This window comes from Azotosporobacter soli, from assembly GCF_030542965.1.
In the GTDB taxonomy this organism is placed as follows: domain Bacteria; phylum Bacillota; class Negativicutes; order SG130; family SG130; genus Azotosporobacter; species Azotosporobacter soli.
The window spans coordinates 89,380-105,351 of the sequence record NZ_JAUAOA010000004.1 but is presented as its reverse complement, the minus strand read 5'-3'; the positions used below and the strand labels follow the sequence as shown (position 1 = coordinate 105,351).

Below are 15,972 nucleotides of genomic sequence, written 5' to 3'. Positions count from 1 at the left end.
ACAAAGGAGCAATGCCTGTTTTTCATTTCACCCTGACTACAGTATTTTTATCGCATCAGCCTTTCTGCACTGAAATGCTGATGCCATCCTGTTGATAGCGCGCATAAATCCGCTTGATGAATTCGTGGCGAATCAGCTGCTGATCCGTCACGTTATTGACCCGCAAGATCACCTGGAACTGGATGCCCGCTTCTCCAAAACTACTGTAGCGTACAAATGGCGCAAAACTTTTAACGCCGCCTTCTATTTCCTGCAAAACCTCTTTGGCAATGGCGCTGGTGATTTCTTCCACCTGAGCCAGATCGCTGCCGTAAGCGACGCCAAGCGGGATCGCGATCGAGCATTCGGCAAACGGCTGCGCATAGTTGGTAACGATCGACGAGGCAATCTTCTGATTCGGTACGACCGCCATATTTTCGGTCGGCGTCTTTATCGTCGTATTGCGCCAGTTCATATCGACAATATGTCCTTCTTCGCCGCTCGATAACTTGACAAAGTCCCCCATCTTGACCTGTTTGGAGAGCAGGATATTGATGCCGGAGAACAAATTGGCCAACGTATCCTGCAGCGCCAGTGCGGTAGCCAAGCCGCCCACGCCTAGCGCCGTAATCAGCGGCGAGATCGATACGCCGAAAGATTCCAGCAGGATCAAAGCGCCAATCGCGTAGACGATCAGGTCGATGGCGGTAACCAAAATCGAGGTGGATGCTAGGTTTTCCGAGCGCTTTCCGAGCCGATGCTTAAGATAGCCGGAACCCAGATGCGCGACCAGCAGCGTGACCGATAAGATCAGAACCGCATGAAACAGGTTTTTCAAAAAAAGCAACGGACGCGGCGGAATGACTAATAGCTCCGTTACCGCATAAAGGCCGATCAAAATGCCGAGCAGCGTCGGGATGCCGCGAAACGTTTGTTGCAGCAGCGTATAGGGAATTTTTGTTTTTTCCGCAATGATTTTGAAGAGCTTGTCAAATGTCCAGCGCAGCAATACGATGCCAAGCGCCAAACTGGCAATGTACGCCGCCAAATGTATTTTGAAGCCGCCGTTTACGATTCGGCTTCCAAGCTCCATAAAAAAGTCCAACATGTTTTTTCCTCCGCAAACAAAATGAATCTCCATCACTGACACGTTCTATTTTATTCGCCCTGCCATTCTCTAAAGAAACATGCCAGAAAATATTTCATCGTCTCATGACGCGCCTGCGCTTTTCTCTTTCCGGTTTCCGTATTCATCCTGTCCTTTAAGAGCAGAAGTTTTTCATAAAAATGCGCGATCGTATCCTCGCCCTCAGTTTGCTCGGCCGCCTCTTTGGGATTATACATCAGCCGCTGCACATGCCCGCCATAAGTAAACGCCCTGCCGATTCCGATCGCGCCCATCGCATCCAAACGATCTGCATCCTGCACGATTTTACCTTCCGGAGTCTGCATGACATGCGTATTTTTGCCGCCTTTAAACGAAATGAAGTTCGCGATATACGTCACCTGATCAATAACCGTTTGCTCAACCGCCAGCGGCGCAAGAAATTCGCCGATGATCCTTTCTCTGTCCGCATCCGTATAGCCGAATTTATGATCCGCGATATCATGCAGCAATGCGCCTAATTCAACAATAAACCGATCCGCGTCTTTTTCATGCCGGGCAATCTCCAGCGCATTGTTATAGACGCGCACAATATGCCACCAATCATGTCCCGAACCTTCCCCGTCCATTTTGGCCTTAACAAATTTCTTCGTTTCTTCAACAATCGCTTCCTTATTCATCAGCAAACCTCCTTGCGCCAATTCGAACATTTCATTGGAAAACTCATCTTCTTCAGCGACTTCCGCAGTTTTCATCGCTATTTTTTCGTATATTATAATCACTGTATATACTATGTTTACTTTAATCACTCTTTTTTGTAACTTCATTATACTGAGCGCATCGTTCTTTATTCTATCACGTCCTCTTTCCCGCAGATATTTTTTATTTCTTACATTTTCACACCGCTATAAAAAAATAGACGCATGCTGTTTAGAGCATGCGTCTGCCAGAGTGTAGACAATTGAAAAAACAGAATGCGATAACAAGAACAAATAGAAGGCTTAAAGAAAACGCTAACACGAAGAAGCGAAGCGGGCCGATCGTATCGGCCCGTTGGGAAGAAAGAAAGAAAAATTTAAAATTCCTTCCGCTCTTCCCTTCTTCAACTCTTCGTGTAAAAACCGTCCCACTTGCTTTCGTTTTATCGATAGTCTCACAGGCGCATGCTACTTTTACAGGATGCGCCTGCAAAACTATTCTATACTATGCTAACTACACTACTTTTTTCTTTCGCCACTGTTCAATTTTCTGCGTCGCTTTTTCCACGACTACGAAGAGTACCGGTATCAGAAAAATACCGAGCGCGGTAGCCGCCAGCATGCCGCCGACAACCGCGGTCCCCATCGAGGTTCGCGCGCCAGCTCCCGCGCCGCTCGCGATCGCCAATGGAATACATCCGATGATGAACGCGAACGAAGTCATCAGGATCGGGCGCAGGCGAATTTTCGCCGCTTCAATCGCCGCCTGAACCGGCTCCATGCCGTTGTCGACTCTGACTTTGGCAAATTCGACGATCAGGATGGCATTTTTCGCCGCCAAGCCGATCAGCATGATCAAACCAATCTGCATGTAGACGCTGTTTTCCAGATTGCGCATGTATTGCAAGAGGAAAGCACCGAAAATCCCGAGCGGTACGCCGAGAAGTACCGCAAACGGCACGCTCCAGCTTTCATAGAGCGCTGCCAGACAGAGGAAGACGAAGACGATCGCCAGGCCGAACAGCAACGCTACGCGCCCGCCGGCTTCCTTTTCTTCGCGGCTCTGCCCCGACCACTCGTAGGCATAACCGGCAGGCAGCGTTTGTTTCGCAACCTCCGCCAGCGTGTCGAGCGCCTGACCCGAACTGTAGCCGCTCGCCGGATTGCCGTTAATCTGAACCGCTTTAACACCGTTGAAACGGCTGATAATCGTCGGCGCTTTCACCTTCTTTGCCTTCACCAGCGTATTGAGCGGCACCATCGTATCGCTTGCGCTTTTCACGTAGAGATAACGCAGCGCTTCCGCATCGCCGCGATACTGCGCTTCGGCCTGAAGGACGACTTTGTAAGTGCGACCGAATTTATTGATGTCATTGACCTGGTTCCCGCCGAGGAACACCTGCAGCGCAGAAAATACTTCGTTGACCGATACGCCCATCTTTTCCGCCTTTTCGCGGTCAACTTCAAACTCATAGCCCGGCGTACCCGACCTGAAATTAGCCGAGATCGAACCGATTTCCGGCCGTTGCCGCGCGGCGTCAACGAATGCTTGTCCCGTTTTATCAAGCAAATCGAGCGATCCGCCTCCGCGGTCTTCCAGCATCAGCGAAAAGCCGCCAACCATACCGAGTCCAGGCAATGAAGGCATCGCAAACGCAACTACCGTGCCTTCCTGCAATTGCGCGCCGCGCATAAACGTCTGCCCGATGATCGCATCAAGTTGTACGTTTGGCGCTTTGCGCGCCGACCAGGAATCCAGTCCGATGAACATCGTCCCCGCGTTCGGTTTCGCACCGCCGCCCATGATGTCGAGGCCCGCCAGCGCCAAGACATCGGTGACGCCAGGCTGCTGCCGCACCACATCGGAAAACTTATGCAGCGTCAGACTTGTCCGGTTAAGACTCGACGCCTCCGGCAGCGAAAGGGATGCGATGTAAAAACCTTCATCTTCATTCGGTACGAAGGTCGCCGGAACGAGGCGATATAAGCCGCCGATCATAATCATCACAACGGCGAGAAAGAGCAGGCAGCGACGCGATTTGCCGATCAGGCTGCCCAATGTGCCGCCGTAGCTTTCCGTCTTTCGCTCAAACCACTGATTGAACCATTCAAAGAAACGACCGATTCTGCCGCTGTGCGCGTCTGGATCGTGCGGCTTCAAAAGCAGCGTGCAAAGCGCTGGAGTAAGCGACAGCGCGACCACTGCCGAGAGCGCCATCGACACGGCAATCGTCAGTGCAAACTGCCGGTATAAAATTCCGACCATCCCGCCGGAAAATGCGACCGGAATAAATACGGAAGCCAGCACAAATGCAATCGCAACGACCGGTCCGGACACTTCGCTCATCGCCCGCCGTGTCGCGTCGAGCGGACTCATTGCCGCATAGCGCATATGATGCTCAACCGCTTCGATTACGACGATGGCGTCATCGACGACCAGCCCGATCGACAGCACCATCGCAAACAACGTCAGCGTATTGATCGAAAAGCCCATCAGGCTGAACGCCGCGAACGTCCCGATCAGCGATACCGGCACCGCCAAAAGCGGAATCAGCGTCGCGCGCCAACTTTGCAAAAAGATGAACACGACCAGCACCACCAGTAGTAACGCTTCGGCAAACGTCTTAACCACTTCCAGAATCGATTCCTGAATAAACTTCGTCGTATCGACGACAAATTGATAATGCATCCCTTCCGGAAAATCCTTGCCGTCTTCTTCGATAACCTTCTTCACATTGCCGATCGTCTCCAGCGCATTCGCATCGCTGGTCAGTTTCACCGCCATCATCGTCGCTTGCCGTCCATTGGCAAAACTCTCATAGGTGTAGTCCTTGCTGCCGAATTCTACGCGAGCCAGATCTTTTAGGCGGATAAACGAACCGTCGGTCTTAGCCGCGACAATAACCTGTTCAAACTCTTTCGCATCGCTTAAACGCCCCTTGACGCGCGCCGTATATTGAAACTCCTGTTCCGCGACCGCAGGCATCTTACCGATTCCGCCGGCCGGAGCCTGCAGATTCTGCTTTTCGATTGCCGCGGTCACATCCGTAACCGCAACGCCGAGCTGCGCCATTTTTTCCGGCTGCAGCCAAATCCGCATGCTGTAGTCTGAACCAAATTCCATGACCTCGCCGACGCCTTTCACTCGTTTGATATCGTCAACCAGATAAATCGTACCATAGTTTTTCAAAAAGTTCCGGCTGTAAGTGTCCTGATCCGACCAAAGACAAAGGATCAGCGACATATCCTGCGACGACTTGCGCGTCGACACGCCGGACGTCTGAACCGAGGTCGGCAGGGATGAAGTCGCCTCCGCTGCGCGGTTTTGCGTCTGCACCGCGGCAATATCCGCATCGCGTCCGGCTTCAAACTGCACCGTCAGCGAATAGGAACCCGAGTCTGTACTGGTGGAGGACATCGAAACCATCCCGTCCACGCCGTTGACCTGCTGCTCGATCTGTTGCGCGACCGACTGCTCCACGACTTCGGCATTAGCGCCTTGATAATTTGTACTGATCGAGACCGTCGGCGGAGAAATCTGCGGATATTGCGCAATCGGCAGCTGAAATGCCGCAATCGCGCCAAGCAGCGTGATAATAATCGACAGTACAATCGCAAATATCGGCCGGTTAATGAAAAAATTAGCCATAGCTCAATCCCCTTATTTCATTAAGTCTTCCAGCGCCATCAACGTAATTTTCAGCGGCGTCCCCTGCTTCACTTTGTCGATGCCTTCGACGACCACGCTTTCATTCGGCGTCAGACCGCTTTCGACGATCCAGAGATTGCCGACCCGGTCGCCCATCTTCACTTTTCTGCTCTCAGCTTTGCCTTCCGACGTAACAACCATGACAAACGTTTCATCAAGCAATTCCTTGACCGCCCGCTGCGGAATCAAAATCGCGCCGCTTCGTATGCCGCCCTGCGCTGTGATCTTCGCGAACATACCGGGCACCAGGAAACGCTGCGGATTGTCAAAAGATGCCTTGACCGTCATCGTCCCGGTGGCGTCGCCGATTCCGTTGTCAATCTGTTCGATTTTTCCCGGCACCGGATATTGCGAACCATCGCTGAGCATCAATTTCACTCCGTCGCTAAAATAGCCGGACAACGTGCCCTGTCCCAAACGAGCCAGCTTAATATATTCGTTTTCACTGATGCTGAACTGCACCCAGATCGGATCGAGCGCCGACACCGTTGCCAATGTCGTTGAACCGGCCGTCACAAACTGCCCGACGCCCAAGTCTTTGATATCGATGCGTCCGTCAACCGGCGAAACAATCAGCGTGTCCTGCTCATCTTCGATTGCCCGCTGCAGACTAGCCCGATTTTCTTCCACCGTTGCCGCCTGCTCTTCGGCCTGCGCCACATACGAATCCAATGTTTGCCGCGCTACGCCATCCACAGCGGCCAAAGCCCGATAGCGCTCCACATCGCGCTCTGTGTTGCGCAGCGTAGCCTGCGATTTAACGAGTGTGGAACGAGCCGCATTGATGGAAGACAGGTATTGCTTGTTGTCAATCCTAAAGAGCGGCTGTCCCTTGCTTACCGCATCGCCGCCGTTAACCATCTTAGCCACGATATTACCAGCGACCTTCGACATGATCTTCACTTCATTCTTCGACGTCACCTTGCCGGTAAATTCATAAAGCAACGGCGTATCGCGCTGCACCACCTGCATCACCTTTACTTCGACCCCCATGCCCGATCCGGGGCCAACCGGCGTTTTCCCAACGCCAAAGCGCATAAATGCCCACGCGCCCAGTAAAAACAAGACAATAAGACCAAGCATCACTTTTGGCGAAACTTTCATGCTCATCTTCTCCCCCCACCCCATTCAACGACAAATTTTCTTATAAGTAAAATAAAGTCAATCGCTTTCCCCTTCCTCATTACTTTCGTTACCGCATTGCCACTTCCTCCCATATTATTCAAGTTATTTCCTTTTTATAATGCTGCGGATTTTCTCACTTTTGCAGCTGCTCTCGCTTACCCTTTCTTCTTTGCAAAATTGAGCCTTGCATTTTTCTTCTTCTCCCTCTACAATACGATTACTATTATGATCTTTCTCAATAGTTCATGCGTCCCAACTGACAAAAATATTAAAGAATGACGAAGGAGATACGAAATGAAACGAGTCGCTTTTATTTGCGTCCACAATTCCTGCCGCTCCCAAATGGCTGAAGCTTTTGGAAAAATCATTGGCCTCAACGTATTCGAAAGTTTCTCTGCCGGCACGGAAACCAAAGACCAGATCAACCAGGATGCCGTGCGAATCATGAAAGAAGTCGGCATCGACATGGAACTGCTACAGAAACCAAAATTGTTAGGTACTATACCTACGGTAGATATAGTCATTACAATGGGTTGCAATGTCAGCTGTCCTTTTCTGCCTTGCACGCATCGTGAAGATTGGGGCCTCGACGATCCCAGCGGAAAAGACGATGCCGAATTTCGCCTGGTACGCAACACGATCAAAGCCAAGATTGAGGAGCTTGCAGAGCGGATTAAATCCGGCGCGCTTTAATTCAACACAAAGAAAAAGAAGCAGGATGTTCTACCGCTCGGGTAGAACATCCTGCTTCTTTTTCCTTCATTTCTTTTTCGTACCCTATCCAGATAATTTTCACTTGCCGATAATTCCCCTAAAGCTCCGCCCGTCAATTTTCGCTTTGAAGGGTTCTTCGCGCCGTATCAGTCTGACATATTTCGTTTGCTGCAGGACAGGCTGACTTAGCAGCCAATCCCAATCGAGCATTCCAGCCGACGGATTTTCATATTGGATATGGAAATAGCCCATATGCGTGGCGGTCAGATTATGAAAGAAGTGACTGCCAAGCGACGGTTCGGGACGGAGGTTCTTGCGGTCGACTTCCACGATGATTCGCGCCTGCGACATTTGTTCCCACGCGAGCGGGATGCCAAGCCAGCGGTCGGATGTTCCCATGCGCCCGAAACCAATCAGAATGCAGCGACGTCCTTCCTGGTAGAGGCGCTGATTTAACTCGGCGATCTCACTGGCAATCTGAACGCTCTCCTGCAGGTTGAACGTGTCGGGATCGACGACGATGATGTCCTGCATGTCGCGATAGACGCCGTTGCCGATCGTGCGTTCGCTGAAGCACCAGGACGTTTCCGGTTCATCCATCTTGATTTCGAACGCTTCTCTGCCTACCACCATCGGCCTAATTTGCAGGAAATTGAATTCTTTCGGCTTGCTTTTATCCTTCGGGATATTGACCGCGAATTCGATTTCCACATCGGTGCCGAACGATTCTTTGCCGAGCCGCAGCAAATCCTTAACGATTGGGCCAAGCGGCAGACGGTTGTATTTGAGGATCGGCGCAAACGTCACCAGCTTCGGCCCCGCTTGGTGCACGTTGTCGTAGATGCAGTCGTTCTCCGCCGAATAGGTGCTGCCGATATACTCGAGCGCGTCTTCTTTATGCGCCTGCGCAATCGGCAGTTTTTTGTAGATATGATCTTCGTCGGCGCGCATCGTGACATCGGCGCAGGATTGAACATCGATTGCATAAAACGCATGCTGCGACTTTTTCAGGTATTCCTCCGGACTCGAAACGAGTGGATTCAACTTAGGATGCGTCGGAGAAAAGCGGTGTACCTGTTCCCCTTCGGCGATCGCTTTGCCCAGCCCCAGCGCCAGGCTTACCGTTCCGTCTTCCGGTTTGAGCGGATCGTACGGATAGAAGTTATACGACTGCGCCACGCCGGAAATCGCCGGGTAATAATGCTCGCCGTAGCATTCGCCGACCAGTTCCTGAATCAGCACCGCCATTTTTTCTTCTTCAATGCGGATGTCCGCGTTCCGCGCATATTGCACCGGTGCGGCATAAAATACCGACGCATAGACCAGCTTCACGGCGTCTTCCAATTGTTTCAGCCGGATTTCAAGATCCGCGTGGCAGTTCGGTGCGACATAGGTGTGGTAGATGCCGGCGAACGGCAAAATGCGCGAGTCTTCCAGAATGCTGGACGAACGCACCGCAATCGGACATTTTATATATTGCGTCAGGACGCGCAGATTTTCGGTAATTTCAGTCGGCAGCGGCGTTTCGGTGAATTTTTGCGCAATCGCCGCTTCGCTTGGATTTTCGGCAAGAAAGGCATAGAGTTTGTTTTCTTCGATGAATTTTTCAAAGACATCGCTGCCGACAACGAACGAACGCGGCACCTTAACCTTCATATCCTCATACTTATCGGCCAGCTGCGCCTTGCTGATCATCACGTTCATAAATGCGACGCCCCGTCCCTTACCGCCCAAAGAACCGGTTCCCAACTTGATGAAGGCATTCTCCCGGTCTTTTTTTGAAAAGCCCTCAAAGTCGAGTACCAGGCCGAACTGGTACTTTTGAAAATAATCGTTCAACACTTTCAGGATATAGGCGCGAATATCGGAGGCCGCGCGAATCTGTTCCGTGTCGACAAAACGCAGCCGGTCGGCCACCTCGATTTCCGCCCGTGCGCGCAGCCAACGGGAAAAATCATTGCGCGTCGCATGGTAATAAAGACTCTCTTCCGGCAAATCGCGGATGATCCGCTCCAGATTGGTGATATCGCTCGCCTCGTCAATGACGCGACCGTCCGGATACTTAAAGATGAACGAGCCGAAACCGTAGTTTTGAAAGATATACGCGCGTAAATGATGCAGCAGATTGGACGAGTTCTTATTGAGGAACGCCAGATCGAGCGCCTTGGCCTTTTCGCCATTCTCCCTTTCTTCGGACTGCAATAAAAAGAGCAGGTCGGGAATCATTTCCTTGGCGATCTTGCTCAGCTCAAAACCAGCCTGGGGGTCTAATGTGCCGTTCTTCGGGAAACGGACGTCGGAAATCACGCCCAGCAGATTGTAGCGGTATTTGACGATGATCGCCATTGCTTCCTCATACGTCTCGGCGATCAGGATCTTCGGGCGAAGACGGACGCGCAGCAGGCCATGCTTGATGTTCATCGCGTGCAGCACCAGGCAGCGCGTCTGCGTCAGGATTTCCGTATAGATGGCAGGCAGAATCTGCGAATAATACGCCGGAGAATCTTCCACCAGCAAGATCGCCTGCACGCCGAGCTTGCTGTCCGCTTCGACGTTCTTCTTGTCTTCCACATATTTGATAATCGCGACCAAGACCTTGTTGTCGCCCGACCACTGAAAGACGCGATCGATGCAGGAAACGCTTCGAACCCTGGCGATCATGTCCGGCGTCATCCGTTCATAGGAGAGCATCACGATTGGAATCTCCGGATACTCTTCATGTATTTTCGTTTCAAAATCGAACGAACTCATGTCGCTGGCACGCGACATGGTGATAATCAAATGGATGTTGCGCATTTGCAAGATCTCGCAGGCTTCTTCTTCATCGGCGACCCAATGGATTCTTGGTATGAACGGAATATTCAAGTCGTTGAAATGATGGTAGATCTGCTCTTCCAATCGGCCGTCTTCTTCGAGCACATAGGCGTCGTAGGCCGTGGAGATCAGAAGTATTTCTGTGACTCTGAATTTCATCAGATCATGAATGCCTGAGAAACGCGCTTTCATATTCCCTAGATTTTTCATAACCGTCTCCTCTTGCCTGAAATTATCTCAATATCAGTATATCCTAAATTGTTTTCAGAAACGATGATAATCAAAATCCATTATAAAAACATTAAACCACAGGCAACTAGCGCCGCCACAGAAGCCGCGCTGCGGCTTAACAGTTCTTGAAAACCGTTATTTCCGTGGCGACAAAGTCGCCTGTGGTTCCAATTCTTGCCTTACGTTTCAACCGGTCGCGTAGCGCCTAGACCAAGCCTTGTGCTTTCATCGCTTCGGCTACTTTAATGAAGCCCGCGATGTTCGCTCCGATGACCAGATTGTCCTTATAGCCGTATTCTTCGGCCGCTTTGCTGGCATTGCTGTAAATGTTGAGCATGATCGTCTTGAGTTTGGCATCGACTTCTTCGAACGACCAGGCGATTCGCATGCTGTTTTGCGACATTTCGAGGCCCGACACCGCCACGCCGCCGGCGTTGGCCGCTTTCGACGGCCCGAAATAGACGCCGTGTTTGATCATGTAGTCGATCGCTTCATTGGTCGACGGCATGTTCGCGCCTTCGCAGACGAATTTCACGCCGTTTTCGACGATCTTCTTCGCGTCGTCGATCAGGATTTCGTTTTGCGTCGCGCACGGGATTACGACATCCACTTTGACGCCCCACGGTTTTTCGCCTGGATAGAACGGCACGCCGAATTTGTCAGCATAGTCTTTGACCATGTCGCGACAGGAGGCGCGCATTTCCAGCAGGTACTCGATCTTTTCGCCGCTGATGCCGTCCTTATCGTAGATGTAGCCGTCCGGCCCGGAAAGCGTCACGACCTTGCCGCCCAGTTCGACCACCTTCTTGATCGTGCCCCAGGTGACGTTGCCGAAACCGGAAACAGCGACCGTTTTGCCGCTGAACGAAGTTCCTTTGGCCTTTAACATCTCCTGGCAGAAATAGACGATGCCGAAACCGGTCGCTTCCGGACGCGCCAGGCTGCCGCCGTAGCTAAGCCCTTTTCCGGTCAGAACGCCGTTTTCATAGTTGCCTTGGATTCTCTTATATTGTCCGAACAGATAGCCGATTTCACGTCCGCCGACACCGATATCGCCGGCCGGTACGTCGGTATTCGGTCCGATATGACGATACAGCTCCGTCATGAAGCTTTGGCAAAAGCGCATCACTTCCGCATCCGACTTGCCTTTCGGATTAAAGTCCGAGCCGCCTTTGCCGCCGCCCATAGGCAGGCTGGTCAATGAATTCTTAAACGTTTGTTCAAAGCCGAGGAATTTAATGATGCCGATATTGACCGATGGATGAAAGCGCAAACCGCCTTTGTATGGTCCGATCGCGCTGTTGAACTGGATTCTAAAGCCGCGGTTGACGCGTACCCGTCCCGCATCGTCCATCCAAGGCACACGGAAGATGAATTGCCGTTCCGGCTCTACGATCCGTTCCATGATGCCAAGCTCGATATATTCTGGACGCTTCTCGAGAACAGGCACCAGCGAGCCCAGTACTTCCTGTACGGTCTGGTGGAATTCCGGTTCGTTCGCATTCCGTTCAACCACGCGGCGGTAGAGTTCATCACAATACTTTTCAGCATTTGTAGTCATGTCTTACTCCCCCTCAATGTTTTTTCGTCCAAGAATCATAATTCGACTGTAAACATTACACTTTTTTGCAGCAAGACCTCCTTTGTAAAGAAAAAAGAAGCTTAAATTGTATATATCACCATAATATCAGAAAAAAACAAACAATACAAATTTTATAGACAAATTGATGCTTTCTTTACAAAAATAAAAAATCGCCTGCCACTTTCGCTGCTTTTGCCGACTTTTTTTCGCACTTGCATTTTTTATTTTTTCTCCCAGAGGAACCCGGCCTCGCGCGTAATGCACTCTAAAACAGAAATATCTTTCATATTGCCGACACAAAGCCGCAGTCCTTCCGTCTGTCTCGCTCCGTTCATATAGGAAGACGCTAACGTGCTGACAAGTATCCCCTGCAGCGCAAGTTTCTTTTCCAGCATCGCCGCAGAAATTCCGTTTAGTTCGGCATATAAAAAAATTCCGCTTTCAGGCACATGCCAGTGCATCCGCTCACTGGACAGCGCCGCACACGCGCTTCGCATTTCATCCATTTTCGTTTTATAATATTTTTTGGTTTTTTGCACATGAAATTTATACATGCTGCTCTTCAGATAAATTTCCAACGCTCCTTGCGTGAGAATCGACGTGCCGAGATCGATCGCATTCTTCTGCGTCAAAAAAGCGGCGTGTAATGCAGGCGGCACGATGCACATTCCGAGTCGAAGCCCCGGCAACAACGTCTTGGAAAAACTCTTGATATAAATGACCGGCGCCTGCGCATCCATCGCGTAAAGCGAGCTCGCCTTTGCGTCCAGTTCCAGATCTGCTAGGTAATCGTCTTCGACGATATAGACATCATATTTTTTCGCCAAACGGAGGATTTCTTGTTTTTGCTCCTTAGCATAGGAAAAACCGGTCGGATTCTGATAGCGGGGCATCGTATAAAAAAACTTGACGTCTCCCTCTTTGAAGTGTGCCTCCAACTCTCTCAAGTCCAGCCCGGCAGCCGAACGCCGCACCCCTGCGATCGGCGTCTTGGTACACTGCAGAATCTGCAACATCATGGCATAGGTCGGCTGCTCCGTCAGCACCTTCGTTTTTCCCTTTCCGAACGGCATACCCGCCAGGATGTATAACGCCTGTTGCGCGCCGCTCGTAATGAAAATATTCTCCTGTCTGGTGAAAATCTGAAAGTGCGTCAAATGCTTGACCAGACAGCGCGTCAATTCCGCAAGCCCTTTCGGCTGCGCATAGTCAAACAGCTTTTTTTCATACAAGCCGATCGCTTTCTCCATGCAATGATAATAATCCTTATAGGGATTGATATCATCAGGCAGGCGCAGCGAAGCCAGATTGAGAACGCTTTTCTCCGTCTCGTCAGCCGCTCCCTGTTTCATGACGTAGTAGCCGCTTTTGGGCACCGCGTAAATCAGATGCTGCGCTTCAAGCTGCTTATACGCCGCGATGATGGTATCGGCATTGTAACGAAGTTGCCTCGACATCGCTTTGATCGAAGGCAGCTTTGCGCCCGCCTTATATGCGCCGGAGGCGATTTCCCTTCGGATTGAATCGGCAACAACCTCATACTTATAATCCATATACATCTTCCTTTTTGTACCGGTATACCTTCTCTTTTCTCTACTGTTTCTTTCTCTTCCTCCTGATTAAAATAAAGATAAGAAAACAAACAGGAGCTGATTCGTATGAAAACCTTGCCTCTCGCATCCGAGACGCTGCTGCGCATTGCCAAAAAATATCCGACGCCCTTTTATCTTTATGACGAAAACGCCATCCGGCAAAATGCGCGTCGCTTACAAGCCGCCTTTGCCTGGAATCGCGGCTACCGTGAATTTTTTTCGGTAAAATGCAATCCGAACCCCGCTTTGCTTTCCATTTTTAAAGAAGAAGGCTGCGGCGTGGATTGCGCCTCCGAAACGGAATTGCTGCTCGCTCGCGCTTGCGGTTTTTCCGGCGACGATATCATGTTCACCTCAAACAATACCACGGCGGCCGAATTCAGACTGGCGCGCGAACTTGACGCCATCATCAATCTTGACGACACCGGCCATCTTGATTTCTTGCAGCGCGTCGCAAGTCTGCCGGAGCGCATTTCCTGCCGCTACAACCCAGGCATTGAAATCCGCTACCAAAATCAGTGCATCATTGACTTTGCCGGCAGCAAATTTGGCGCAACAAAAGAACAGATCAGCGCCGCTTTTCGCAGCTTGCCCTCACAAGGCATAAAAACTTTCGGCATTCATGCTCAATTTGGCTGCCACCGAAGAGAAGCCGACTATTTCGGCTCCGCGATCCGCTGCCTGTTCTCCTTCGCAATAGAACTTTTTCAGTCAAGTGGGATCAAGGTTTCTTTCATCAATTTCGCAGGCGGCTTGGGAATTCCCTATCGCCCCGGCGAAGACGCCGCTGATATTGCCGCCGTCAGTGCGGCCATCCAAGCCGCCTATGACGAAATCATCGTCCCTTCCGCTTTGCATCCGTTAGCGCTCTTTAGCGAACTCGGTCTTTACATGACCGGCCCCTACGGTTATTTCGTCTCTTCCGTTCTTCATATAAAAGAAACCGATAAGCAATTTGCCGGCCTCGATGCTTCCACCAATGCCTTCCTGAGCCCGCTGCGCTACAATGACTATCATCATATTTCTGTTCCCGGCAAAGAAGCGCAGCCTTTTAATCAGCGTTACGACATCACCGGCGCATTATGCGAAAACCGGGATCGTTTTGCCGTTGACCGGGAACTTCCCACGCTTGTCACCGGCGACATCCTCGTCTTTCACGACGCCGGCGCTTACGGTTACAGTCACAGCACCACCTTCAACGGAAAGCTTCGTCCGGCGGAATTGTTGCTGACGGCAGAAGGAAGCGTCAAAACGATACGCCGGGCGGAAACGCCGCAAGACTATTTTGCCACGCTTTCTTTTGACGGCAGATGATGCTTCTTCACGCCGTATTGTTGTCAGCTCCGTGTTCGTACCATACAAGAAACGGCTTGGTAAAACAAGTCTAAAATGAAGGGACAGGCAACATGTTCGCAAAACACGTCGCCTGCCCCTTATTGCTTTACAATTAAAACTTCGTCTGCATGCCAAGCATTGTCGTGCCGCCCAAATCCCCGGCAAGATACGCTACGTTAAGTTGGACGTTCTTATCGACATTGACGCCTGCGCCATACGTCATCGAGCCGTGATAATTGCCGACGCGCAGCGCTAGGTTGTCGTTGAGTTTATGCTCGACGCCAATGGAATATTCCCGTTTCGAACTAAACTCTTCGGTTGCATTATAGACATCGAAAGCCAGAATCGTTTTCTTATCCGGCCGATAAGCGACCGCAGGACGCCAATTCGCACTTTTATCTTTGCCGGAGGAATCTTGTATCAACAAGCCAAAGGACAGCTTCTCGCTTTCTTTATACAAAAAACCCAAATCAGTCGAGTATGCCGTGTCGCTGCTTGCGCCCGCCTGCATCACACCGCCTTCAACGCGTCCATCCGCGCTTTGCTTTTCCTGGCGTACATTGATGCCGACCGCCAACTTTTCACTGATTTTCTGTCCGTAAGAAAGCGTCCACCACGACGATTTGTAATTAACCGCGTAATCCGTACTGCTCGCGCCAAAGACGGGCGTTTCCCGGTTATTCGTATAATGAAGGCCAATGCCCGATTTATCTTGTGCAAGCGGCATCGCAAACTCAAAGACATCAATATAATTCATCGACTCCCGATTATTCGTCGCGCGCTGCCAACCGAACTGTTTCTCTTTGATATTGGCCATTCCCGCCGGATTCCAGTAGACCGCCTGCACATCATCGGCAACCGCGATAAAAGCCCCGCCCATCCCCATCGCTCTTACTCCATAGCAGGCAAAAGCCGTCGGTGTTGCAACGCCCGCAAACAAAACCGCAGCAAGCATTGCCGAAACCGCCTTTTTCTTCATTGCATGGCCTCCCTTTTTCGCTTCTTTTTTTCTTCATTCTATTCACACCCTGCCAATCCCTTTAACGACTTCAGCGCTTCTTCCAACCGCTGCTTTTGCGCAACAAAAA

At 51.0% G+C, this 15,972-nt stretch carries 10 protein-coding genes; 2 read left to right on the top strand and 8 right to left on the bottom strand.

What is annotated here, in order from left to right:
• Window positions 1–55: 55 nt before the first annotated feature.
• From QTL79_RS06030 to QTL79_RS06015, 4 genes are all read right to left on the bottom strand, one after another.
• Window positions 56–1,087: a mechanosensitive ion channel family protein gene (locus tag QTL79_RS06030; RefSeq protein WP_346354063.1), complete on the bottom strand. Its 1,032-nt coding sequence runs from the start codon at window positions 1,085–1,087 to the stop codon at window positions 56–58.
• A 50-nt stretch (window positions 1,088–1,137) separates the two neighbouring features.
• Window positions 1,138–1,839 (bottom strand): HD domain-containing protein, encoded by a 702-nt coding sequence (locus QTL79_RS06025; protein ID WP_346354062.1) that lies wholly within the window; start codon window positions 1,837–1,839, stop codon window positions 1,138–1,140.
• A gap of 457 nt (window positions 1,840–2,296) precedes the next feature.
• Entirely contained in the window at window positions 2,297–5,431 is a 3,135-nt protein-coding gene (locus QTL79_RS06020) for an efflux RND transporter permease subunit (RefSeq protein WP_346354061.1), read from the bottom strand.
• A gap of 12 nt (window positions 5,432–5,443) precedes the next feature.
• Window positions 5,444–6,601, bottom strand: coding sequence for an efflux RND transporter periplasmic adaptor subunit (locus QTL79_RS06015; protein ID WP_346354060.1), 1,158 nt, complete (start codon window positions 6,599–6,601; stop codon window positions 5,444–5,446).
• A 309-nt stretch (window positions 6,602–6,910) separates the two neighbouring features.
• On the opposite strand from QTL79_RS06015, the gene QTL79_RS06010 reads away from it, so the two are divergent.
• Window positions 6,911–7,309 (top strand): arsenate reductase ArsC, encoded by a 399-nt coding sequence (locus tag QTL79_RS06010; RefSeq protein ID WP_346354059.1) that lies wholly within the window; start codon window positions 6,911–6,913, stop codon window positions 7,307–7,309.
• A 99-nt stretch (window positions 7,310–7,408) separates the two neighbouring features.
• On the opposite strand, the gene QTL79_RS06005 is transcribed toward QTL79_RS06010, so the two are convergent.
• The 3 genes from QTL79_RS06005 to QTL79_RS05995 all read right to left on the bottom strand — a co-directional run bounded on the left by QTL79_RS06005 (window position 7,409) and on the right by QTL79_RS05995 (window position 13,510).
• The gene (locus tag QTL79_RS06005; protein ID WP_346354058.1) at window positions 7,409–10,354 is read right to left on the bottom strand and encodes a DUF5752 family protein; all 2,946 of its coding nucleotides are present in this window, start codon (window positions 10,352–10,354) and stop codon (window positions 7,409–7,411) included.
• Between the two features lie 226 nt (window positions 10,355–10,580).
• Complete coding sequence (gene gdhA, locus QTL79_RS06000; RefSeq protein WP_346354057.1) at window positions 10,581–11,936, bottom strand: NADP-specific glutamate dehydrogenase; 1,356 nt, start codon at window positions 11,934–11,936, stop codon at window positions 10,581–10,583.
• A 242-nt stretch (window positions 11,937–12,178) separates the two neighbouring features.
• Entirely contained in the window at window positions 12,179–13,510 is a 1,332-nt protein-coding gene (locus QTL79_RS05995; protein WP_346354056.1) for an aminotransferase-like domain-containing protein, read from the bottom strand.
• A gap of 105 nt (window positions 13,511–13,615) precedes the next feature.
• On the opposite strand from QTL79_RS05995, the gene QTL79_RS05990 reads away from it, so the two are divergent.
• Window positions 13,616–14,863 carry a diaminopimelate decarboxylase family protein gene (locus QTL79_RS05990; RefSeq protein WP_346354055.1) on the top strand — a complete coding sequence of 416 codons (1,248 nt, stop codon included), beginning with the start codon at window positions 13,616–13,618 and terminating at the stop codon, window positions 14,861–14,863.
• A gap of 133 nt (window positions 14,864–14,996) precedes the next feature.
• On the opposite strand, the gene QTL79_RS05985 is transcribed toward QTL79_RS05990, so the two are convergent.
• Window positions 14,997–15,863 (bottom strand): PorV/PorQ family protein, encoded by an 867-nt coding sequence (locus QTL79_RS05985; protein WP_346354054.1) that lies wholly within the window; start codon window positions 15,861–15,863, stop codon window positions 14,997–14,999.
• Between the last annotated feature and the right edge of the window lie 109 nt (window positions 15,864–15,972).